This is a genomic window from Pseudarthrobacter sp. B907, from assembly GCF_040137805.1.
Taxonomy (GTDB): domain Bacteria; phylum Actinomycetota; class Actinomycetes; order Actinomycetales; family Micrococcaceae; genus Arthrobacter.
In genome coordinates this window covers 1-22,657 of record NZ_JBEEQE010000003.1, presented here as the reverse complement: position 1 = coordinate 22,657, position 22,657 = coordinate 1, and the positions used below count along the sequence as shown (strand labels likewise).

Annotated in this window: 18 protein-coding genes; 7 read left to right on the top strand and 11 right to left on the bottom strand. The window is 66.0% G+C overall.

Going from position 1 to position 22,657, the window contains the following annotated elements:
• Positions 1 to 10 precede the first annotated feature (10 nt).
• The gene (gene typA, locus ABLI39_RS03125) at positions 11 to 1,939 is read right to left on the bottom strand and encodes a translational GTPase TypA (protein WP_349411927.1); all 1,929 of its coding nucleotides are present in this window, start codon (positions 1,937 to 1,939) and stop codon (positions 11 to 13) included.
• 270 nt (positions 1,940 to 2,209) lie between these two features.
• On the opposite strand from typA, the gene ABLI39_RS03120 reads away from it, so the two are divergent.
• Positions 2,210 to 3,097 carry an SGNH/GDSL hydrolase family protein gene (locus ABLI39_RS03120; RefSeq protein WP_349411926.1) on the top strand — a complete coding sequence of 296 codons (888 nt, stop codon included), beginning with the start codon at positions 2,210 to 2,212 and terminating at the stop codon, positions 3,095 to 3,097.
• 118 nt (positions 3,098 to 3,215) lie between these two features.
• Here the strand turns inward: ABLI39_RS03120 and ABLI39_RS03115 are convergent, their stop codons facing one another.
• From ABLI39_RS03115 to ABLI39_RS03095, 5 genes are all read right to left on the bottom strand, one after another.
• Positions 3,216 to 4,946, bottom strand: coding sequence for an ABC transporter ATP-binding protein (locus ABLI39_RS03115; RefSeq protein WP_349411925.1), 1,731 nt, complete (start codon positions 4,944 to 4,946; stop codon positions 3,216 to 3,218).
• A complete protein-coding gene (locus tag ABLI39_RS03110; RefSeq protein ID WP_349411924.1) occupies positions 4,943 to 5,935 on the bottom strand; it encodes an ABC transporter permease in 993 nt (330 codons plus the stop codon). Before ABLI39_RS03110 ends, ABLI39_RS03115 begins: the two co-directional genes overlap by 4 nt.
• Positions 5,925 to 6,854 carry an ABC transporter permease gene (locus ABLI39_RS03105; protein ID WP_349411923.1) on the bottom strand — a complete coding sequence of 310 codons (930 nt, stop codon included), beginning with the start codon at positions 6,852 to 6,854 and terminating at the stop codon, positions 5,925 to 5,927. Before ABLI39_RS03105 ends, ABLI39_RS03110 begins: the two co-directional genes overlap by 11 nt.
• A 219-nt stretch (positions 6,855 to 7,073) precedes the next feature.
• Positions 7,074 to 8,714, bottom strand: coding sequence for a peptide ABC transporter substrate-binding protein (locus tag ABLI39_RS03100; RefSeq protein WP_349411922.1), 1,641 nt, complete (start codon positions 8,712 to 8,714; stop codon positions 7,074 to 7,076).
• Positions 8,715 to 8,992: 278 nt separating this feature from the next.
• Positions 8,993 to 10,816, bottom strand: a complete 1,824-nt coding sequence (locus ABLI39_RS03095; RefSeq protein WP_349411921.1) for an ABC transporter ATP-binding protein — start codon at positions 10,814 to 10,816, stop codon at positions 8,993 to 8,995.
• Positions 10,817 to 10,895: 79 nt separating this feature from the next.
• On the opposite strand from ABLI39_RS03095, the gene ABLI39_RS03090 reads away from it, so the two are divergent.
• Positions 10,896 to 11,525 (top strand): PH domain-containing protein, encoded by a 630-nt coding sequence (locus tag ABLI39_RS03090; protein ID WP_349411920.1) that lies wholly within the window; start codon positions 10,896 to 10,898, stop codon positions 11,523 to 11,525.
• Positions 11,526 to 11,588: 63 nt separating this feature from the next.
• On the opposite strand, the gene ABLI39_RS03085 is transcribed toward ABLI39_RS03090, so the two are convergent.
• The 3 genes from ABLI39_RS03085 to ABLI39_RS03075 form a co-directional block, all read right to left on the bottom strand.
• Complete coding sequence (locus tag ABLI39_RS03085) at positions 11,589 to 12,710, bottom strand: ABC transporter permease (RefSeq protein ID WP_502935180.1); 1,122 nt, start codon at positions 12,708 to 12,710, stop codon at positions 11,589 to 11,591.
• Positions 12,707 to 14,248 (bottom strand): ABC transporter permease, encoded by a 1,542-nt coding sequence (locus tag ABLI39_RS03080; RefSeq protein ID WP_349411919.1) that lies wholly within the window; start codon positions 14,246 to 14,248, stop codon positions 12,707 to 12,709. The genes ABLI39_RS03085 and ABLI39_RS03080 overlap by 4 nt, the downstream gene beginning before the upstream one ends.
• A 181-nt stretch (positions 14,249 to 14,429) precedes the next feature.
• Complete coding sequence (locus tag ABLI39_RS03075; RefSeq protein WP_349411917.1) at positions 14,430 to 16,211, bottom strand: ABC transporter family substrate-binding protein; 1,782 nt, start codon at positions 16,209 to 16,211, stop codon at positions 14,430 to 14,432.
• Positions 16,212 to 16,645: 434 nt separating this feature from the next.
• Here ABLI39_RS03075 and ABLI39_RS03070 point away from each other — a divergent pair, with 434 nt between their 5' ends.
• From ABLI39_RS03070 to ABLI39_RS03060, 3 genes are read left to right on the top strand one after another with little or no spacing between them, the layout of a single operon-like run.
• On the top strand, positions 16,646 to 17,338 hold the full coding sequence (locus ABLI39_RS03070) for a histidine phosphatase family protein (protein ID WP_349411916.1): 693 nt from the start codon (positions 16,646 to 16,648) through the stop codon (positions 17,336 to 17,338).
• Positions 17,339 to 17,362: 24 nt separating this feature from the next.
• Entirely contained in the window at positions 17,363 to 17,917 is a 555-nt protein-coding gene (locus ABLI39_RS03065; protein ID WP_349411915.1) for a DUF3090 domain-containing protein, read from the top strand.
• The gene (locus ABLI39_RS03060; protein ID WP_349411914.1) at positions 17,917 to 18,684 is read left to right on the top strand and encodes an SCO1664 family protein; all 768 of its coding nucleotides are present in this window, start codon (positions 17,917 to 17,919) and stop codon (positions 18,682 to 18,684) included. The genes ABLI39_RS03065 and ABLI39_RS03060 overlap by 1 nt, the downstream gene beginning before the upstream one ends.
• Positions 18,685 to 18,765: 81 nt before the next feature.
• Here ABLI39_RS03060 and ABLI39_RS03055 read toward each other — a convergent pair whose 3' ends face one another.
• Together ABLI39_RS03055 and ABLI39_RS03050 are read right to left on the bottom strand one after the other, a co-directional pair.
• On the bottom strand, positions 18,766 to 19,419 hold the full coding sequence (locus ABLI39_RS03055) for an SDR family NAD(P)-dependent oxidoreductase (RefSeq protein WP_349411913.1): 654 nt from the start codon (positions 19,417 to 19,419) through the stop codon (positions 18,766 to 18,768).
• 8 nt (positions 19,420 to 19,427) lie between these two features.
• Positions 19,428 to 19,991: a dihydrofolate reductase family protein gene (locus ABLI39_RS03050; RefSeq protein WP_349411912.1), complete on the bottom strand. Its 564-nt coding sequence runs from the start codon at positions 19,989 to 19,991 to the stop codon at positions 19,428 to 19,430.
• A 201-nt stretch (positions 19,992 to 20,192) separates the two neighbouring features.
• Here ABLI39_RS03050 and ABLI39_RS03045 point away from each other — a divergent pair, with 201 nt between their 5' ends.
• The gene (locus ABLI39_RS03045) at positions 20,193 to 20,951 is read left to right on the top strand and encodes an alpha/beta fold hydrolase (protein WP_349411911.1); all 759 of its coding nucleotides are present in this window, start codon (positions 20,193 to 20,195) and stop codon (positions 20,949 to 20,951) included.
• Positions 20,952 to 21,343: 392 nt separating this feature from the next.
• Positions 21,344 to 22,657: S8 family peptidase (locus tag ABLI39_RS03040; RefSeq protein WP_349411909.1), on the top strand; the 1,314-nt coding region annotated here is incomplete at its 3' end.

Sequence of the window (22,657 nt, the reverse complement as noted above, 5' to 3'; positions counted from 1 at the left end):
AACGCGGAGACTAGACCTTGGCGCGGGCGCGGTTGGCCTTGGCCCGCTCGTTGGTGTCCAGGATGACCTTGCGGATACGGATGGAATCCGGGGTGACCTCGACACATTCGTCCTCGCGGGCGAATTCGAGGGACTCTTCCAGGGTCAGGTCGCGCGGGGGCGTCAGGTTCTCGAAGGTGTCCGAGGAAGCTGCACGCATGTTGGTGAGCTTCTTTTCCTTCGTGATGTTGACGTCCATGTCGTCGGCGCGGGAGTTCTCGCCGACGATCATGCCCTCGTAGACCTCGGAGGTGGGCTTGACGAAGAAGGAGCCACGCTCCTGCAGGTTGATCATGGCGAACGGCGTCACCACACCGGCGCGGTCGGCGATCATGGAACCGTTGGTGCGGTACTCGATCGGGCCGGCCCACGGCTCGTAGCCCTCGGAGATCGAGGCGGCGATGCCGGCGCCGCGGGTGTCCGTGAGGAATTTGGTGCGGAAACCGATCAGGCCACGGGCCGGAACGATGAACTCCATGCGGCACCAGCCGGTACCGTGGTTGGCCATGTTGGTCATGCGGCCCTTGCGGGCGGCCATGAGCTGGGTGACGGCGCCGAGGTACTCTTCGGGCACGTCGATGGTCATGTGCTCCATCGGCTCGTGGATCTTGCCGTCGATGGTCTTGGTGACAACCTGCGGCTTGCCGACGGTCAGCTCGAAGCCCTCGCGGCGCATCTGCTCAACCAGGATGGCCAGCGCGAGCTCGCCACGGCCCTGGACTTCCCAGGCATCCGGACGCTCGGTGGGCAGCACCTTGATGGAGACGTTACCGATCAGTTCCTTGTCCAGGCGGTCCTTCACCTGGCGGGCGGTGACCTTGGCGCCCTTGACCTTGCCGGCCAGCGGCGAGGTGTTGATACCGATGGTCATGGAGATCGCGGGATCGTCCACCGTGATCAGCGGCAGCGGCTGCGGGTTCTCGGCGTCGGTCAGGGTCTCACCAATGGTGATTTCCTCGATGCCGGCGACGGCGACAATCTCGCCCGGACCGGCGGACTCGGCCGGAACACGGTCCAGCGCCTTGGTGGCGAGGAGTTCGGTGATCTTGACGTTCTTGAGCTCACCGTTGGCGCGGGCCCAGGCCACGGTCTGGCCCTTGCGCAGGGTGCCGTTGTAGATGCGCAGCAGCGCGAGGCGGCCGAGGAACGGCGAGGCGTCCAGGTTGGTGACGTGCGCCTGCAGGACACCGTCCGGGTTGTAGGTCGGTGCCGGGATGTGCTCGATGATGGCCTGGAAGAGGGGCTCGAGGTCCTCGTTCTCCGGGGCGGTGCCGTCGGCGGGCTGCTCGAGGGAGGCGCGGCCGACCTTGGCGGCGGCGTAGACAACCGGAACGTTGAGGATCTTGTCCAGGTCCAGGTCCGGAACTTCGTCCGCGAGGTCGGAGGCCAGGCCGAGGAGCAGGTCCATCGACTCGTGCACCACTTCTTCAATCCGGGCGTCGGGGCGGTCGGTCTTGTTGACCAGGAGGATCACCGGCAGGTGCGCGGCCAGGGCCTTGCGCAGCACAAAGCGGGTCTGCGGCAGCGGGCCCTCGGAGGCGTCAACGAGGAGGACGACGCCGTCGACCATGGACAGGCCGCGCTCGACCTCGCCACCGAAGTCGGCGTGGCCGGGGGTGTCGATCACGTTGATGGTGATGGTCTCGCCCTTGGAGGACGGACCGTTGTAGGCCACGGTGGTGTTCTTGGCCAGGATGGTGATGCCCTTTTCGCGTTCCAGGTCACCGGAGTCCATGACGCGGTCTTCGAGGTGGTTGTGCTCGGCAAAGGAGTTGGTCTGCTTGAGCATGGCGTCGACCAGGGTGGTCTTGCCGTGGTCAACGTGGGCCACGATCGCGACGTTGCGCAGGTCACTGCGCGATGCAGTGGCTACCGCAGTGTTGGTGGTGGTTTCAGACATGCGTTATTGCTCGATTCAGTGGTGAAGTCAGCTGTTGTATCGCGACATTTCCAACCGGAACGCACGACAGGTACGGCCCTTTGGCACAGGGCACCTTCATCCATTCTAGACGCTAGGGCATTTGTTGGCCTAAAAACGGGGCCGCCCGCGGAGGGCGCCCGGTTGCCAGCTGGCGAGAAACACACCCGCCACGTGAGCAACGTCACTTGGTTTTCGAGCGGACATGCCCCATGATGGCTGTGATAACAGCACGCCAGCCCGGAGACATCAATGCGCAACGCCTCGGCCAGGTACCGCTTCGTCGCACCGATAATCGCCGCAGGCGTACTTTTGGGCGGCTGCGGCCAAGCCCCAAGCCAGTCCGACGCCGCTTCCGCCCCTGGCGTTAGCGCCGGTCAGGACGCCCGCGGCAAGGCCTTCCGCACCCCTGCCGGCGCCCCGGGGGAGCCCGTCGCCTCCGGCCAGGGCACGCGATCCCAGTTCCTCACCGGACCGGACCCCGACTCCCTGCCGGAGGGTTCCCTGTACCGCAACCCCGCCAACGGCCGCGACGAGGTGATTGTCGAGGACATCCGGCACACCGCCGTCCTGATCGGCGACTCGCAGTCCGAGCCGCTCACCGCGTGGACCCGCCAGGGCCTGGGCAAGGCCGGCTACGGCGTGTTCTTCTGCGGCCTTGGCGGCACCGGCTTCGTCGCCGCGAACGGCAAGACCGGCAACTACATCGACGCCCTGCAGCGCGGCGACTGGAAGCTGCCCTACGGCTCCCCGCCCCTGGTGGTCATCCAGGGCGGCGGCAACGACGCCACCCGCGGCGCCACCGACGCCCAGATCGTCGCCAACGCGGAGCGGCTGATCGCCAGCCTCCGGCAGCGCTACCCCGGCAGCAAGTTCCTGATGATCGGCACCCTCGCCCGCGGCGCGAACTACGGCGGCGGCCGCCGCACCCAGGTCGATGCCCTGCTCGGCACCATCGCGGACAAACACGACATCCCTTTCGTCAGCGTCGGCGACTGGCTGAGCCGCTACAACCTGACCCGGCTGCTGGCGGACGGCCTGCACATGACCGACGAAGGCAACAACGCCCTCGGTGTGCTCCTGGGCCAGCGGCTGCAGCAGATGGGAATCCGGGCGGAGGCCACCGCCGCGTCCCGCTGAACCAAAGGCGTACCGGGGCCACGCAGGCCACAACGAACGAAAGGAGCCGGTGCCCACCCCCGCGGGGTGGACACCGGCTCCTTCTTTAGGCGGTCCGCTGCGCTAACCGGCCTCCCGGTCAGGCAACTTCCGGCGGCAGCATCAACCGGGCGCCCGGGATGGCGTTGAGCAGGGCCTTGGTGTAGTCCTGCTGCGGCGAGTCGAAGACGTCGTCCGTCGAGCCGGTCTCGACGAGCTTGCCCTTCTCCATCACGCACACGTGGTCCGCGATCTGCCGCACCACCGCGAGGTCATGGGTGATGAACAGGTAGGTCAGGCCCAGCCGGGACTGCAGGTCCGCGAGCAGGTTCAGCACCTGGGCCTGGACCAGCACGTCGAGCGCCGAGACGGCCTCGTCGCAGATGATGACCTCGGGATCCAGGGCCAGGGCCCGCGCAATCGCGACACGCTGGCGCTGGCCGCCGGAAAGCTCGTTCGGGTACCGCTGCATGGTGGACTGCGGCAGCGCCACCTGGTCCAACAGTTCGCGGACCTTCTTCTCGCGGCTGGCCTTGTCTCCGATCTTGTGGGTCCGCAGCGGCTCCTCGATGGTCCGGAAGATGTTGTACATCGGGTCGAGGGAACCGTACGGGTCCTGGAAGATCGGCTGCACGCGGCGGCGGAAGGCGAAGATTTCCTTGCTGTTGAGCGTGGAAGTGTCGACGCCGTCGAACACGATCTTGCCGGAGGTGGGCTGGAGCAGGTTCAGGACCATCTGCGCCACGGTGGACTTGCCGGAGCCCGACTCCCCCACGATCGCCGTCGTGGTGCCGCGCTTGACGCTGAAGGAGACATCGTCCACCGCGGTGAAGTCGGTGGAGCGGCCGAGGCCGGAGCGCAGCTTGAAGACCTTCTTCAGGTTCTCAATCCGGAGCACGTCCTCGGGCATGGACGGTTCGACGACGACGTCCTCGGCGGGTGCCAGCAGATCGTCCGACTCGACGCCCAGTTCCTTGGCGGCCTGGATGCGGCGTGACGCCAGCGACGGCGCCGAGGCGACCAGCCGCTGGGTGTACGGGTGCTGCGGGTTCTGCAGCAGTTCCAGCGACGGCCCGGACTCTACGACCTGGCCGCGGTACATCACCACGACCTTGTCGGCGCGTTCGGCGGCGAGGCCCAGGTCGTGGGTGATCAGCAGCACGGCCGTGCCGAGTTCGGTGGTCATCTTGTCCAGGTGGTCCAGGATCTGGCGCTGCACGGTGACGTCCAGGGCCGACGTCGGCTCATCGGCGATGAGCAGGCGCGGCTGGCAGGACAGGCCGATGGCGATCAGGGCCCGCTGGCGCATGCCGCCGGAGAACTCGTGCGGGTACTGCTTCGCCCGGCGCCTCGCGTCGGGCAGCCCCGCCTGGGAGAGCACCTTCGCGACGTCGTCCGGACCGTCCGGGAGGCCGTTGGCCCTCAGCGTCTCGCGGACCTGGTAGCCGATCTTCCAGACCGGGTTCAGGTTGGACATCGGGTCCTGCGGGACCATGCCGATGCTATTGCCTCGGAGTTCGATCATGCGCTTTTCGCTGGCGTGCGAAATGTCCTCGCCGTCGAACAGGATCTGCCCGCCGGAGACCGCGCCATTGCCCGGCAGCAGGCCGATGGCGGCCAGCGCCGTCGTCGACTTACCGGAGCCGGACTCCCCCACGATCGCCACGGTCTCGCCGGGCATCACGGTCAGATGGGCGTTGCGGACGGCGTTGACTTCGCCGCCGCTGGTCTTGAAGCTGATCGCCAGGTCCCGGATCTCGAGCAGCGGACGCTGCGCGGCCGTACCTTCTTCACGGATTTCAACAGGGGCGTTCACGGCTTCCCCTTTCATCGCTTGCGCGCTTTGGGATCGAGAGCATCACGCAGGGCGTCGCCCAGCATGATGAAGCTCAGAACGGTGATGGAGAGGGCGATGGCCGGGTAGAGCAGCGGCATCGGGTTCGAGCGGAGGGAGGCCTGCGCGGCCTGGATGTCGTTGCCCCAGGACATCACGCTGGGCGGGAGCCCGATTCCGAGGAAGGACAGCGTGGATTCCGCGACGATGAAGGTACCGAGCGAAATCGTCGCCACCACGATGATCGGAGCGAGCGAGTTGGGCATAACGTGCCGCATCAGGGCGCCGAACTTGGAGACACCCAGGGACCGTGCGGCAGTCACGAAGTCCGCGTTGCGGACCTCGATGACGGCGCCGCGGGTGATCCGGGCGATCTGCGGCCAGCCGAAGGTCACCAGGATCAGGACCAGGGTCCATGCGGTGCGGTTGGCCCGGAACATCGGCAGCTGCATCAGGACGATGGCGCCTAGGATCAGCGGCAGCGCGAAGAAGATGTCGTTAACGCGCGCCAGCACGGCGTCAACCCAGCCGCCGTAGTAGCCGGCCAGCGCACCCATGATGCCGCCGATCAGCAGGACGCCGATGGTGGTGAACAGGCCGACGGTGACCGAGGAGCGTGTGCCGAAGATTACGCGCGCGTACACGTCGCAGCCCTGCTGGGTGAAGCCCAGCGGGTGCCCGGACGCGGGGCCCCCGTCGGAGTTGGCCAGCTGGCACGCCTCCGAGGACGGGTCGATCGGTGAGAAGAGCCCCGGGAAGAGCGAAACGGCCACGACCACCAGGATCAGGAACGCGGAGATCAGGAACAGCGGCTGCTTGCGCAGGTTGCGCCAGGCCTCGGCCCACAGGCTCAGCGGAGCCTGGTCCTCCTTGACCTTGTCCGTGGCCTGCAGCGGCGTCTCGGCAAAGTCGGCAACAAAATGCTCGATGTGGCGCTTGGCGGGCGCCGAAGCGTCCGGCCTTGCGGTGTTGGAATCAGGAGTCATAGCGGATCCTCGGGTCAAGCCAGGCGTACAGCAGGTCAACGAGCAGGTTGGAGAGGCAGTAGATCAGCACCAGTACGGTGACGATCGAGACCACCGTGGGGCCTTCGCCGGACAGCACGGCCCGGTACAGCCGGTTGCCGACGCCGGGCACGTTGAAGATGCCTTCAGTGACGATCGCGCCGCCCATCAGGCTGCCCAGATCCGCGCCAAGGAAGGTGATGACGGGAATCAGGGAGTTGCGCAGGATGTGCACCCGGACCACCCGGAAGCGGGACAGGCCCTTCGCGGTAGCGGTGCGCACGTAGTCCGCGCTCATGTTTTCGATGACGGAGGTGCGGGTCAGGCGCAGGACGTAGGCGAAGGAGGCGAGGCCCAGCACGATGGCCGGCAGGATGAGGTCCTGCACCGTGGCCGCCGAACTGACGGTCGGTTTGGCCCAGCCCAGCTGCACACCGATGGTGAACTGCAGCAGAAAGCCCAGGACGAAGATCGGGATGCCGATGACAACCAGGGACGCCACCAGGACGGTCGCGTCGAAGAACTTCCCCTTTCGCAGGCCGGCGATCAGTCCGAAGATGATGCCGAAGACGCCTTCGAAGATCAGGGCCATCACGGCAAGCCGGGCGGTCACCGGGAAGACCTCGCCAAGCACGGCCGCGATGGGCCGGCCGGAGAAGTCCTGGCCGAGGTCGAAGGTGAAGATGCTCTTCAGGTAGAGCAGGTATTGGATAAAGAACGGCTGGTCCAGGTGGTACTGGGCCCGCAGTTTCGCGGCGACGGCCTCGTTGACCGGCTTGTCGCCGAACAGGGCGACGATGGGGTCGCCGGGGAGGCTGAAGACCAGGAAGTAGACCAGCAGCGTTGCGCCTAGGAAGACGGGAATCAGTTGGAGAAAGCGTTTGAGGATGTATGTCGCCATCAGCGAAGCACACCCTTGTCAGCGGGCATCCGGTCCAGGGATGCGGCGGAGTTGTTCATCGAAGAACCTTTTCACTATTGGTGCAGACCGACGCCGGAATGGTCACGGTCGCGGGCTGCGAAAGTACGCCCGAGGCTTTGGCCGTCGGGGAGAAATCGGTGTGGATGCAAAACAACGGCGGAGGCCCCAATCCAGGCAGCCCCCGCCGTTGTTCAGTTGTTACTTGCCGGTGATGTTGTAGTACAGCGGGACGCCGTCCCAGCCGTAGTCAACGTTGGTGACCTTGTCGCTCCAGCCGCCCTGGGCAACCTGGTACCACAGGGGGATGGCCGGAAGGTCGGTCAGGAGGATTTCCTGGGCCTTGTTCATGGCCTTGTTGCCGTCGGCGACGGAGGAGGCGGCGAGACCGTCGGAGATGGCCTTGTCGAACGCCGGGTTGGCGTACTTCGCGTCGTTGGAGCCCGCGCCGGTCTTGTAGATCGGTCCGAGGAAGTTGTACAGCGACGGGTAGTCGGCCTGCCAGCCGGCGCGGATCGAACCGGTCAGCGTCTTGGCGGTAGCGTCGTTGCGGGCTTCCTTGAAGGTGGCGTACGGCTTGCCCTCAACCTTGATGCCGAGGGTGTTCTTGAGCTGGTTCACAACAGCCTCGACCCATGCCTTGTGGCCGCCCTTGTCGGCGTTGTAGGCGATGGTGAAGGTCTTCTCGGCGTCCCACTTCTGGATGCCGTCAGCCTTGGTCCAGGCTTCCTTGGCCTTGGCTGCGTCGAACTTCAGGTTGTCGGAACCCGGGATCGAGTCGCTGTAGCCGTCCAAGACGGGTGCGGTGAAGTCCTTGGCGGGCTGGCGTGCGCCGCTGAAGATGACCTTGGTGATTTCGTCGCGGTTGATGGCCATGGAGATGGCCTGGCGGCGAAGCTTGCCGGCTTCACCGCTCCACTCCGGCAGGTATTCCGGAATCGCGATGGTCTGGTTGCCGGCGTACGGCTTGTTGATGGTGCGCTCGCCCAGGTCGGACTTGAAGTTCTTCAAGGCGCTCGTCGGGATGGTCTGCAGGATGTCCAGGTTGTTGGACAGCAGGTCCTGGTACGCGGCGTCGTCGTTCTGGAAGATCTTGAACGTCACGCCGGCGTTCTTGGCCTTGCGCGGGCCGTTGTAGTCCGGGTTCGGAACGAGCTGGATCTGCACGTTGTGCTGCCAGCCGCCGTCCGCCATCTTGTACGGGCCGTTGCCGACCGGCTTCTCGCCGAAGCCCTTCGGGTCCTTCAGCGCGCCGGAGGGAACCGGAACGAAGGCGGTGTAACCGAGGCGCAGCGGCCAGTCGGATTCCGGCTGAGCGAGTTCAACGGTGAAGGTCTGGTCGTCGACGACCTTGAGGCCGGACATGGTCTCGACCGTGGAGCCCTTGGCGCTGGTCTCGTCGTAGCCCTTGATGCTCTCGAAGAAACCGCCGCTGAGCTGTGCGTTCTTGGCAGCCGCGCCGAAGTTCCAGGAGTCAACGAACGTCTTGGCGGTGATGGCCTCGCCGTTGGTGAACTTCTGGTCCTTCTTGATCTTGATGGTGAAGTGCTGGCCGTCCTTGCCCTCAATGGACTCGGCCAGTTCGTTCACGGGCTTGCCGTTGGGGTCGTAGCTGACCAGGCCGGCGAACATCAGTTCGATGACCTTGCCGCCGCCAACTTCATTGGTGTCGGCCGGCATCAGCGGACGCTGGGGCTCGGAGCCGTCGGCAAGGATGACCTTGCTGGTGTCGCCACCGGTGCTGCCGCCGGCGGTGTTGGACCCGCCGCCGCCGCAACCGGTCAGGGCCATGGCGGCGATCGCCATCATGCCCAGTGCTTTGGAAGTGCGCGAAAAACGCATTCCGCCTCCTAAGAGTTGTGGGAGTTCGTTCGGGAGAGACTTGTGCTTCCCGGCAGGTCCGGGCACAGGGGTATCCCTGTGACGTGGCCTACATATGGAAGTAGCCTAACCGCAAAATGTCCGGATGTTGGAACTCCGTTGCCAAACCGTGATCCAACAACTCCATGACGGCTAGCGTCAACCGCCGTGAGTTTCAAGTCACACAATACTCGCTGGTAGTATTCGCCCCGGCCCCTCCCGGTTATGCTCGGCTAACCCAAAATCCCCCGAATCCGGACCTAGCTGGCGCCGGAGAGCAGCTGCGCCCGCAGCTCTCTCCGCTCGCGCTGCTTGTCCGGATCCGGCAGCGGAACGGCCGCCAGGAGCCGCTGCGTGTAGGGCTCCTGCGGGTTGCGCAGGATCTGGTCGCGGCTGCCCTGTTCGACGATCCGGCCCCGCTGCATCACGCAGATCCGGTCGGCCAGGACGTCCACCACGGCCAGGTCATGGGTGACGAACAGGCAGGCGAAGCCGAGTTCCTTCTGCAGGTTCTGGAACAGTTCGAGCACCTTGGCCTGGACCGAGACATCCAGGGCCGAGGTGGGTTCGTCCGCCACCATCAGCTTCGGCTTCAGGGACAAGGCCCGGGCGATGCCCACACGCTGCTTCTGCCCGCCGGAGAGCTCGTGCGGGTAGCGGTTGCGGTAGTCGCGGGGCAGCTCCACCTGGTCCAGCAGGGCCTCGATCCGCGACTGCAGCGCCGCCCCCTTGGCCACCCCGGCGAGGAACATCGGCTCGCCGATGCTTTCGCCGATCGGCAGGCGCGGGTTCAGCGAGGACGAGGGGTCCTGGAAGACCATGCCGACGTGCCGGCGCATCTCATGCAGCTGCCGGCCGTTCTTTTTGGCGGCAGAGATGTCCTGCCCCACCACCTTCATGGTGCCGGCGGCGACCGGCAGCAGGCCGACGGCGGCCCGGCCGATTGTGGTCTTCCCCGAACCCGACTCCCCCACCAGGCCAACAACCTGGCCCGGGTAGATCGCGAGGTTCGCGCCCTCGACGGCCCGGAACGCCGGCACACGCCCCTGCTTGGGGTATTCGATGGCTACGTCGGTGAGTTCCAGGACCGGATCGCCCTGCGGCTTCACCGTCTCCGCGGCGGCCAGCGCCGCCGCGTTTTCGCGTTCGCGCCGGAGCAGCTCGGAGCGCGGGATGGCCTGGATCTCAGCCTGCGTGGCGGCAGCGAGGGCGGCGGTGACGTCGACGTCGCCGTCGTTCTCCGCGCCCTGGCCGAGGTGCGGGACGGCGGCTAGCAGCGCCTGCGTGTATTCGTGCTGCGGGTTGTGGAAGATCTCGTCCGCGGTGCCGGTTTCGACGATCAGACCCCGGCGCATCACGGCGATCCGGTCGGCGAGGTCCGCCACAACGCCCATGTCGTGGGTGATGAGCACAATCGCGCTGTCCAGCTTGTTGCGCAGGTTGCGCATGAGGTCCAGGATTTCCGCCTGCACCGTGACGTCCAGGGCCGTGGTGGGCTCGTCCGCGATCAGCAGCTTGGGGTCGCAGGAGAGCGACTGGGCGATCATGGCGCGCTGCCGCTGGCCGCCGGAGAGCTGGTGCGGGTAGGACTTGAAGGCCTTCTCCGGGTCCGGCAGCTCCACCAGCTCGAGCATCCGCAGGGCACGCTCGCGGGCCTGGTCCGGCGAGACCTCGTTGTGCAGCCGGATGGTTTCGACGATCTGCGAGCCCACGGTGTAGACCGGGTTCAGCGCCGTCATGGGCTCCTGGAAGATGACTGCGACGTCCTTGCCGCGGACCGCGCGGATGTTCGCCTCGTTGGTGCCGAGCAGCTCCTTGCCCGCGAGTTTGACACTGCCGCTGACCCGGCTGTTGCTCGGCAGCAGGCCCAGCAGCGCCATCGAGCTGGCGCTCTTGCCGGAGCCGGACTCCCCCACGATCGCAAGCACCTCACCGGCGCGCACCTCGTAGTTCAGGCCGATCGCCGCCGGAACCCACTTCTTGTCGACGCCAAAGTCGACGCTGAGGTCACGGACCTCCAGGACGGTGCCGCCCTTCCCGGGCACGGGGGCCGGGGCCGGATCAAGGGTGATGAAGTCAGTCATGATGGGTTGTTCCTTCCACCCGGGTCGCCGTCGCACCGGCAATTAGTGCTGTGACCCGGAATACTGAATTATGGGGGGCATGAGCACTGTGCCCGATGCCGGTAACGTCGAAATCTTCAAGGGCCGGACGAACAAATGGTTCGCCTGGCTGTCCTGGGCCGTGGCGGCCCTCGGCCTCGCGTCCACGGTCGCCTCGGCCGGACTCGAGGGGCTGCCGAGCACCGCCCCGCTGCTGCTGCTTGCGTTCTTGGGCTGGCAGTTCTTCTGGATGCCGGCCGTTGTGGTGCACGACGGCGGAGTGACGCTGGAGAATCCCTTCCGGACGGTCGTTGTGCCCTGGGCCGCCTTGGTGCACGTGGACACCCGCTATGCGCTGACGCTCGTCACAGCGCGGGCCAGCTACGCGGCCTGGGCTGCGCCGGCGCCCGGCATCTGGGGCGGACGCAACGCCCGCCCCGAAGACCTGCACGGGCTTCCGGACACCAGCTACGGGCCCGGAAAATCCGTCCGGCCCGGTGACCTGAAGACCACCGATTCCGGCCAGGCCGCCCGCATCGTGCGCACACGCTGGCAGGACCTGGTGGAAAGCGGGGCGCTCACCGCAGGCGAGGCCGGCGCCACGGCCGCCGTCGTGACGCCCCGTTGGGCCGCCATCGGCGCGGCCGTGCTCCTGCTCGCTGCCAGCTACTGGACGATCGCCGTCCAGTAGCCGGCCGCCCCGTCGCCGGCCGCCGGCCGGCCGGGACCCCGCGGGGACAACGCTGCAGCGCACCTAGCTGTCCTTGGGTCCGTCGAACGCGGTGACGGCGGTCTTATCCGGGGGCGTTGTCCCCGCGGTCGGCGCCGCCACCTCGCGGGCCTTCTTGGCGTTGAATTTCTTCTGCCGGGGGTCGAAGGCATCGCGCAGACCGTCGCCGATGAAGTTGATGCTCAGGCAGATGAGGACGATGAACAGGCCTGGGAACCAGAACAGCCAGGGCCGGGTGGAGAAGGCCTGCTGGTTCTGCGAGATGAGCAGGCCGAGGGAGGTGTCCGGGGCCTTCACGCCGACGCCGAGGTAGCTCAGCGCCGTTTCGGTGAGGATCGCCGCGGACATGGTCAGCGTGACGTTGACGATCAGCACGCCGACGGCGTTGGGCAGGATGTGCTTGAAAATGATGCGCGCGTTGCTCGCGCCGGAGATCCGGGCGGCGTCGACGAATTCACGTTCCCGCAGCGAGAGGAACTCGCCGCGCATCAGGCGGGCCAGGCTGACCCAGCTGATCAGGCCCAGGAAGATGCCCAAGGCCAGCACGCCGTTGGTGCTGGCGAAGGAGGCGAACCAGCTTCCGGAGTCGCGCCGGCCGGCCATCTGCGCCATCACGGCCGCGAGGAGCAGGGCCGGGATGATGATGATGACGTCGGTCAGGCGCATCAGAATCGCCTCGGCCCAGCCGCGGAAGTAGCCGGAGATCGCGCCCACCAGGACGCCGATCAGACCCGCGATCAGGCCGATGACCACCATAACGGTGATGGACTGCTGGGCCCCGCGCATGGTCATGGCGAACAGGTCGCGGCCGATCCGGTCCTGGCCGAAGGGGTGTTCGCCCCAGGCCAGCGGCCAGAGCGAGGAGGTCGGCGCGCCGTCGTTGACCAACGGGGAGACGGCCTCGTGGTTGTATTTCCACCAGCCGGGAATGCCCAGGTAACCCACCGAGGTGAAGGCGACCAGGAAGATCAGGGCAAAGACCACCAGGCCGATGATCGCGCCGGTGTGGCCGAGGAAACGCTTCCGGACAATCTGGCCCTGGCTCAGGCCCTTCGCTTCGAGGATGGGCTCGATGCCGGCCGCGGGGGCGGGCTGCAATACGGCCTCCTCGGCCATGATTTCGTCCTGCTGACTTGGCTGGCTCATGCTTTTACCCTTACGCGCGGATCAAGTGCGGAGTACGCGAGGTCCGCAATGAGATTGAAACCCATGGCCGTGATGGCCACACAGAGGAAAACGCCCATGACCGGGTTCGGGTCGATGTGGGAGATGCCGTCCAGGAAGAGGAAGCCCATGCCCCGGACCGAGAAGACCGACTCGGTGATGACCGCGCCGCCGATCAGGCCGCCGATGTCGAAGGCCACGATGGTGGCGATCGGGATCAGCGCGTTGCGGAAGGCGTGGCGCATCACGACGGTGCGTTCGGAGACGCCCTTGGCCCGCGCCGTCCGGATGTAGTCCATGTTCATGATTTCCAGCATGGAGGCCCGGGTGAACCGGGTGTAGCTGGCCAGCGAAATGAGGATCAGGGCCATGGTCGGCAGGATCAGGTGGGTGAAGGAATCCAGGCCGAGGACCCAGAAGTCGCCCTCGATGTTCGGGGTGTTGGCGCCGATGGTCGCAATCGGCCGGCCCCGCACGCGGCTGTTGTTGAAGTAGCTCGGCCAGGCCTGCATAAAGCGGTCCAGTACGATCAGGCATCCGACCAGGAACGAGGTGATGGCGGCCGCACGCATGGACTGGCCACGGTCGTAGCCGCCCATCACGTAGCCGATCCCCACGCCCACCAGGACGGCGGCGACGGCGAGCAGTACGACCATCAGGAACGTCGCCTCGTTCAGCAGCGGCTGGACGACGAAGTACAGGACCACCCCGACGCCGACGGCGATCAGCGCCGACTGCAGCGCCTTGCGGTTTTTGAGCCCGGCGGAGAGCAGGGTGACGGCGAAGGCGATGCCGACGCCGGCAATGGCAATAACCACCGGGCCGAGGCCCGGAGTCTTGAACCACTCGGTGGCGGAGAAGTAGATGAGGACGGCGCTGACGAAAGCGAAGACGGCGCCGCCCATGATCAGGCGCCGTTTCGCGGCCCCGCCGGCGGCGACGGCGACCACGATGCCCAGTCCGAGGCCGATGCCGAGGGCCGCGGGCAGGGGGACTTCCGGGTTACGCAGGAAGTCGTTGAAGCCGATGGCGCCGAATTCCTTGAGCAGGACGGCGACCCAGAAGATCGGCAGCGAGAAGAAGAGGAAGGCCATGAAGGTCACGCCGTAGTCCAAAGTGCTGTACTGGCGCAGGGCGGTAATGATGCCCAGCGTGATGCCGATCAGGATGGCAAGCACCGTGGCGCCGGTGACGAGCGTCAGGGTCTGGACCAGTGCGTGGCCGAGGGCGTCGGTGACCGGCTGGCCGGCGATGTTCTTGCCGAGGTCACAGGAGTTGGCGAACGGGATGAGGCACTGGGCCGCACCGCCGAGCCAGCGGAAGTAGCGGATGGGGGCAGGGACGTCCAGTTGCAGGAGCTCGGTGCGCGCGTCCATCAGCGACTGCTTTTGCGGGGAGTTGCTAGCGCGGAATTCCTCGAGGGGGTCTCCGGACGCCGCTGTCAGGAGATACACCAGGAAAGAAGCGCCGAGAAGAATGAGGGCGGCTGTCATGAGCCGCCGGACTATGTAAGTCACCATGGGGAGTACAACCTCGGTATTCGGGCCCAGGGATTGCCAGGACCGGTCGCAGAGTTCGGCCGGCTGCCGCAGGGATTCGGGTCCGGCCAAGTCATCGTCGGTGTGCCGCTAGAAAGGCGCCGGGACCGTAGAGCCGTGGTCCCGACGCCTTTAGCTAGCAAGTGTTACTTGCGGTCGTCGGCTACTTCTGTGCCCACTCCCAGAAGTTCCACCAGACGCCGGTCTGGTTCGGCATGTACTTCACGCCGGTGACGCGGTCGCTGTACGCGTCCACGCCGACTGCCTGGAACAGCGGCAGGCCGTAGGCGGAATCCCAGATCTTCTTGTCGATCTTCTGGATGATGCCGTCCTGCTTGCTCTTGTCAGTGGTGACAATCAGTTCGTCCATCAGCTTGTCGGCCTCAGGATCGGCGAACTTGTTGAAGTTGGAGTCGTTGCCGGACTTGAAGATCTGCGGCACGCCGGAGACGCCCACGCCCGAGTTGATCCAGCCGAAGATGGTGGCGTCGTAGCCACCCTTGCCCAGGGCCTTGCCCCAGTCGGACTTGCCGAGGCCGCCGTCGACGATCTTGAAGCCGGCCTTGGTGGCGGATTCGCGGATCAGCGAGAAAGCGTCGACACGGTTGGGGTTGTCCTTGTTGTACATGATGCGGACTTCCGGGGTGGCACCGTTGAGGAGCTTCTTGGCGCCCTCGACGTCAACATCCTTGTACTTCGAGGAACCGTTGTCCTTGACCGAATCGGCGTAGGGAGCCTGGTCCGGGACGAACAGCTGGGAATCCAGCGGAGCCGCCTTCGGGTCAAGCTTCTTGACGATCTTGTCGACGATGTCCTTGCGGGGAACAGCCTTCATGAACGCGTCACGCACGTTCTTGTCGGCGAACGGGCCGCTGTAGTTCAGGTCGACGTGGTCGTAAGAGAGCTGGTTGCCGACCTCCACCGTGACGCCCTGGCTCTGCAGTGCCTTGAGCTGATCCACGGTGTCCGCGGAGGCCTGCGGGGCGATGATGTCCGCTTCGCCGTTCTTCAGCGCCTGGACCTGGGCGGCCGAGTCACCGATGTAGCGAACGGTGATCTCGTCCAGCTTGGCGTCCGGACCCCACTTGTAGTCCTTGTTCTTGACCATGGTCAGGGACTGGTCCTGGTTGACGCTCTTGACGATGTACGGGCCGTTGGACAGGTACAGGCTCGGATCGGCCGGCAGCGTCTTGGTGTCGAAGCCGGTGTTCCACATGTCCGACATGGCCTTCAGCGGGGCGCTCACGGGCTTCGGGGCCTTGGCGTCACCGCGCGGCAAACCCTTGAGCAGGTCGGTGAACGCCTTGGTGTCGGCCAGGCCGGCCTTCTTGGCGAGCACGTGTGCCGGGATGTCGATGCCGGGGCCCCCCAGGGCGATTTCCCAGTCAGCGAAGGGCTTGGAGTACTTGATGGTCATGGAGCGGCCGTCGGCGCCCATTTCCGGGAAGTCGGTCAGTGCGATGCCGGTCGGGTCGCCGGCGTAGGAGAAGTAAGACGTTCCGGTCTTTGCTTTCGCATCGGCGTCGTTGTAGTAGCCGGAGAAGGCGGCCCACTGCAGCAGGAGGTCGGCGGCGGTGACAGGCGTCCCGTCAGACCACTTAACTCCGTCGTTGATGGTGTACTTGACCGTCAGCGGGTTGTCCGAGGTCTTTTCCATCTTGCCGAACTTCTCGTTGCGTACAACGTTCAGCTTGTTGTCGATGTAGTAGAACCCCGAGTGGGTGGCGTAGCTGATCTTCGAGTTGATGTCAGTGTTGCCGTCAGCGGTGTTGGGGTTGAACGTGTTGAACGCGTTAACCTCCACGACCGTTGCCGAGCCGCCAGTTTTGCCGGCCGCGGCAGACGACGGCGGGGTTGTCCCGCCGCTGTTGCCGGCGCAGGCACTCAGTGCGAGCGCAGCTGCTGCCGCGACCCCCACTGCTTTGGAAATACGACCGAAGCGCATTCCGCCTCCTTGTTTCTGTGGTGTGGATGAGACCGGCGCCGTAGGCACCAGACAGACGCCCACACTCCCCCAGCGGCAGTGTGGCGCGTCTCACATGGCATGAAGCGTAAACCCACGAAGGTGCGGAGCGGCATGAAAGTTGACCGCAGATATAGTTCGTTATCGAGCTGCAACAATTGACGGGCCCGTTATGTAAATTTTGTCGAAATTGATTGACGGATGCGGAACTCCGGGATAAAGACAGAATCCGGCAAAAAGCCCTGATTCATGCGGATCGGGGCTTTTAGGGTTCCAACCGAGTTAAGCGGCCATTACCGGCCCGCCCGCTTGCCACCGCCGACCGGCCCGGGCGCCGGCCACGGGCGGCCGCAGCCCAGGCCTCCGCTGCCGAATTTAGCGCGGGCCCTTTGTGGTCGGGTGGTTAGGCTGGGTGAATGGCGACAGTAATTCTCGTGCGGCACGGCCGCACCACAGCCAATGCCACCGGGATGCTGGCCGGCCGGGCAGCCGGCGTCGGCCTGGACCAGGTCGGACGCGATCAGGCGGCCCTGACCGGAGACCGGCTCGCGGCCGTGCCCTTGGCCGGGGTGGTGTCGAGCCCCCTTGAGCGTTGCCGGCAGACGGCCCGGCTCATCCTCGATCGCCAGGCCGGTACGCCGTCCGCGCCGGTCGATCCCGATCTCACCGAGTGCGACTACGGACACTGGCAGGGCCGCCTGCTCAGTGATCTCGCGGCCGAGGACTTGTGGCCCGTTGTGCAGTCTCAACCGTCCGCCGTCGTCTTTCCCGGCGGTGAATCGATGGCCGCGATGCAGGCGCGCTCCGTGGCAGCGATCCGGCGCCACGATGCAGCCTTCGAAGCCCAATACGGGCCCGGGGCCGTGTGGGTGGCGGTGAGCCACGGTGACATCATCAAGTCCATCCTCGCCGACGCGCTGGGCATGCACCTTGACCTGTTCCAGCGGATTAACGTGGGCCCCGCCTCCGTATCGATCGTTCGCTACGGCACCAACCGGCCGACCGTCCACGCGACCAACACCGACGCGGGCGACCTGTCGTGGCTGGCGAACGGCATCGACGCTGGCGATGCGCCGGTGGGCGGCGGCGCAGGGCAGAAGGCGCCATGAACCTCATGTGCCTAAAATACTGACATGCCTACACGTGTTCACGAATTTGCCTGGCCTGATCGGGTCGTCGTCGGCACCATTGGCCTTCCGGGGGCGCGCACGTTCTACCTGCAGGTGCGCGCAGGGAAGCAAATCGTCAGTATTGCCATGGAGAAGCAGCAGTCGGCCCTGCTCGCAGAGAAGATCGACGAAATTCTCGACCAGCTCAGCACCGTCGAGGGCAACCCCTTCAGCGTTCCCACGACTACCCCCATTGAACTTGTCGACCATGACCAGCTCGAGGCCGTCCAGGAGCAGTTTCGCACCGGCGCCCTGAGCCTGGGGTGGGACCCAACCACCGCCCAGGTCGTCATAGAGGCCTACCCCATCACCGACGTCGATGCCGATGACAACGACGAACCCCTTGATGAGGACGGCGCGGACGTGCCCGAAATGCTGCTAGTGCGGATGCCGGTGGGCACCGCCCGCGCGTTCGCCAAGCGCACCCGGGAAATTGTGGGAGCAGGGCGTCCGGCGTGCCCGCTCTGCGGTTACCCCATAGACGCCGACGGGCACACCTGCACCCTGCCCGAGGTCTGATGCCAGCGCCGGACCTCGTGACCGCCGAGCTGACGCTCACCGGCCGCATCACGACGGCGTCCAACGCCACCTTCCTGGGCAGCATCGGCGACGTGGTGGTCGTCTACAAGCCGATAGCAGGCGAAAAGCCGCTGCGGGATTTCCCAAACGGCACCCTGGCTCACCGGGAGGTGGCCGCCTACCTCGTTTCGCAGGTCCTCGGCTGGGACGTCGTGCCGCGCACCTGGCTCCGCGACGGCCCCCTGGGCGAAGGAATGGTGCAGCTCTGGCAGGAGCCAGACCCCGCCCAAAGCGCCGTGGACCTGGTCGCGGCAGGCCAGATGCCGGAGACGGGCTGGAAACACGTCCTCGAAGGACGGGATGAGAACGGCCGCGTGGTCGCCCTCATTCACGAAGACACGCCGGCGCTCAGACGCATGGCGGTCTTCGACATCATCGTCAACAACGCCGACCGCAAAGGCGACCACATCCTTGCCATGACGGACGGACACCGGCACGGCGTGGACCACGGGCTCACCTTCCACCGTGACCACAAGCTGCGCACGGTGCTGTGGGGATGGCTGGGCGATGATCTGACCGACGAGGAACACGAGGGAATCGGTCGTGTCAGTGAGGGACTGCGCGGCGGGCTGGGCCAAAACCTTGCGGACCTGCTCAGCGCCGAAGAAATCGCTTCGCTCGCCGCGCGCTGCGCCCGGTTGCGCCGGGCAGGGCAGTTTCCGGCTCCGAGCGGTGAGATGCCGGCGGTACCCTGGCCGCTGTTCTAAGGGACGCCCCCTCCCCCGCCGCGAACCCACTTCGGGGTCCCTTAGCTCCTTGGGCGCTCAATCGCAGGACATGGGCCGGGCCTAAAAGGCGGCGCTAGGCAGATCCTTCTCGCCATCGACGATCGCAGCGATAATCCGCGCCGCAACCAGGTCTGGATCCAGCGCCGCACCAAATCGCGGCGCTGCCCCGGCGATTGGGTGCTCGGAGAGCGCGGTGCCGGTGTGGCCCGGGCGGGCGTCCAGGAGCCGGATGCCCGCCCGCCGGTACTCGCGCCCCGCTGCGACAACGAAGGCCGCGAGCGCGGCTTTCGACGCCGAGTAGGCGGCCAGGCCGGCGACGGGCGCCTCGGCCACGACGCCGCTCAGGGTCACCACGAAGGGCTCCCTTCCTTCCCCGGCTGAAGCGGCCAGGTAGGGCTGGCTCTGGGTGATGAGTTGAATGGGGCTGGTCGTGTTCACGGCGAAGAGTTCGTCCAGCGTGGCGGGTTCCAGGTCTGATGCCGCGCCGAACGCGACGACCCCTGACGCAACCACCAACCCGTCGAGACGTCCGTACTGCCCGGTCGTGTCAGCCAGCAGCTTCTGGATCACCGACGGTGCGCGCAGATCATGCCCAGCAGACTTTGACGCCCGGGCAACGGTTGCGCCGTGGTTCTCCAACTGTGCGGAGATGCGCGAACCGAGACCGCCGGTGGCGCCGACAACCAGAACAACCGCACCTTCAAGAGTCGTCATTCGGGCACTCAACGCCGGGTCTCGTACCGGGTCAGGAGCACACCGCCGGGAAATGTCCCGGTCTCCACCAGGCTCAGGTTCACCCAGTTGTCCAGGGCTGTGAAAAACGGGATGCCGCCGCCCACCAGCACCGGATGGGTGACGATCACGTACTCGTCGATCAGTCCGGCCCGCATGGCCGCCGCGGCGAGGGTGGCTCCGCCGATGTCCATGGAGGCGCCGTCGTCGGCCTTGAGCCGAGAGATCTCGGTGACCGCGTCCCCGGTGACCAGGCGGGTGTTGCCGTCGACCGAGCCGATCGTCGAGGAGAACACCACCTTGGGCATGTCCCGCCAGCGGCGGGCGAACTCGATCTGCGCCGCTGTGGCGCCCGGCTGCCGGTCGGCAGTCGGCCAGTGGGAGCTCATGGTCTCCCAGAGTTTGCGCCCGTACAGCGCCAGCCCGGTGGCCCCAACCCGGTCGGACCACCATTGGAACAACTCGTCGCTCGGTACGCTCCAGCCGAGGTCTCCGCCGGGCGCGGCAATGTAGCCGTCCAGGCTCACGTTCATTCCGAAGGTCAATTTGCGCATGGCGCCAGTCTCCCGTGGGCCGGTATTCGTTGTACAGACCAGCACCGCGCGAAACAGTAATCGGTCGGAGCCACACCGAGAGCCCCCGTTGACCACCACGCCAGGCAGATGCTCCGGTCACCTATCGCCGATCGCCTATCGCGAGTGTCCGCCCACCGGCGCGCTCTTCTGGGCTCCCCCGGCTGGGCGTACCATCCTGCCATGGAACCAACTCGGGTCATTCTCCTTCCGGGAAGCGTACTCCCCGCACAGCCCGCCTACGGCGCGCTCATCGAGGCGCTGGGAACCGGGGTGCAGGCCGTGGCCAAGGACCTCGAACTCTACGCCGACGACGAACCTCCGCCGGGCTGGAGCTTGGACACCGAGGCCGATGCCGTCCTGCGCGAGGCCGATTCCCGGGGCTGGGAGACCTTCCATCTGGTTGGCTATTCGGGCGGCGGCGCTGCTGCCCTGGCATTGACCGCCAAGCATCCGGACCGCATTCTGAGCCTGACCCTGCTCGAAGCAGCCTGGGCCGGAAATTGGGATTGGAGCGCCGCCCACACCGAACTCTGGAAACAGTACGAGTTGCTCGAGGTGCTGCCGCCCACGGAATTTATGAGTTCTTTCATGCGGCTGGGGGTCAAGCCCGACGTCGTCCTTCCGCCACCCCCGCCGGGTCCCCCGCCGCCATGGATGTCTAAACGGCCGGCCGGTATCAAGGCCTTCCTGCAGAACTTTAAAACCTACGATCTGGACCGCACACGGCTAGCTGGCTTTACAGGACCGGTTCTCTTCGTCCTCGGCGGTCTCAGCAATCCTGACGATTACGGCGAAATTGCTGAACGGCTGGCCACGGTCTTCCCCGACTTCCGCCTCGAGGTGTTTGCGGAGCGCCATCACTTCGATCCCCCGCACCGGATCGAGCCGGACCGCCTGGCACGGCTGCTCGGTGAGCATTGGAGCCAAGCCGCAAGGTAACGGATCCAGATACGGGCACTCAGCTGCAGTCGACAAATTGAGCGGCCAACATCCCGGGCGAGCAAGCCAGCACGCCCTTGAACAACGGGGTTGTAAAATGGCGGGCATCACAGCGTCCGTCAGGCCAGGCCAACTGCTCTACGCTTGAGAAGAGTTCCGGGCTCAGCCGGAGCGCCTGCGCACGAACGGACAGCGTGATCTGGGAAGGTATTTTTCGTTTCCGCCGAAGCTGGGGAGCATAAGGGATTGTCTGGGGCTAACGAAGTTACTGCCGCGCCGCGTACTCGCTGCCAACCCACAGCACTTGGTCCTTCCTTTGCCGCGCCCGAAACAACCTGCGGAGCCACGCGAGATTTGTGCACCGCAGGACGGCTCGGTCACTAGGAGGCCACATGTCTTTTTCGAAGCACTTCCGGGGATCCCTCGGCGCGGTTCTGTCAGCCGCGGTCGCGGTCATGCTGGCGGCGCCGCCTGCCCTTGCGTTCCCCGCCACCGCGGCCGCTGATCCGCCGTCGTCCCCACCAGCGAGCGGCAGCAGGCCGTCCGCCATTTCCCTAACGGGGGACGCCGGCCGGTATCTGGTCAGTTTCTCCATGGGCGCCGACGTAGACCACGAGGCCGGCTCCCTTCGGTCGCAGGGTGTGCGTGTAGGCAGGACCTTCTCCGCAGCGTTACGGGGAGCGGCGATCACCGCCACCAAAGCACAGGCAGCCGCCTTGGCTCATTCACCACGGATTTCCCTGATCGAGCCGGATTCGCCCATTACGGTTTCTGACACCCAGCAGTCCCCACCCTGGGGCCTGGACCGAATCGACCAACGCGCGCTCCCGCTCTCCGGCACGTTCACACCGCCAGCAACGGGAGCAGGCGTCCGTGCCTACGTCATCGATACCGGCGTCCTGGCCGAAAACACGGATTTTGGCGGCCGAGTGGACGCGGGCTGGACCGCCATCGCTGACGGCAAGGGCAGCAGCGACTGCAACGGCCACGGCACCCACGTGGCCGGAATCATCGCCGGTAAGACCTACGGGGTTGCGAAATCGGCGACCGTGGTTCCGGTCCGGGCGATCGGCTGCGATGGTTCGGGATACCAATCCGACGTCATCGCAGGGCTTGATTGGATAGCGTCCCAGCATGCCGCCGGCACGCCCGCCGTGGCCAACCTCAGCATTGGGGGGCCCGCAAGCGCGACGCTGGACGACGCGATCCGGGGGATCATAAACGACGGCGTCACAGCCGTGGTCGCTGCCGGAAACTCCACGGTGGACGCCTGCACGTCCTCCCCGGCACGGGTCCCCGAGGCGTTGACCGTCGCCGCCAGCGATTCCTCCGACCGGCAGGCGTCGTTCTCGAACTTTGGGTCCTGCGTTGACCTGTACGCGCCGGGGGTTGGCATCCAGTCCGACTGGGATACCTCCACCACGTCGGTGGCCACCCTGAGTGGGACCTCCATGGCATCTCCGCACGTTGCGGGTGCTGCTGCGCTTGTGTTGTCCAGGAACCCGAAGTGGACGCCGGCGGCAGTAACAGCCGAGTTGGCCTCCGCAGCCACCCCGGGTGTCATCTCGAATGCGTCAGCGGGCACCCCCAACCGCTTGCTCTTCACGGGACCGGCTCCGTCCCCGGTTGCAAGGGATTTCACCAGTGACGGCAACGCAGACCTGCTGGCACAGGACGGCAACGGAACGCTGTGGACTTACCCCGGC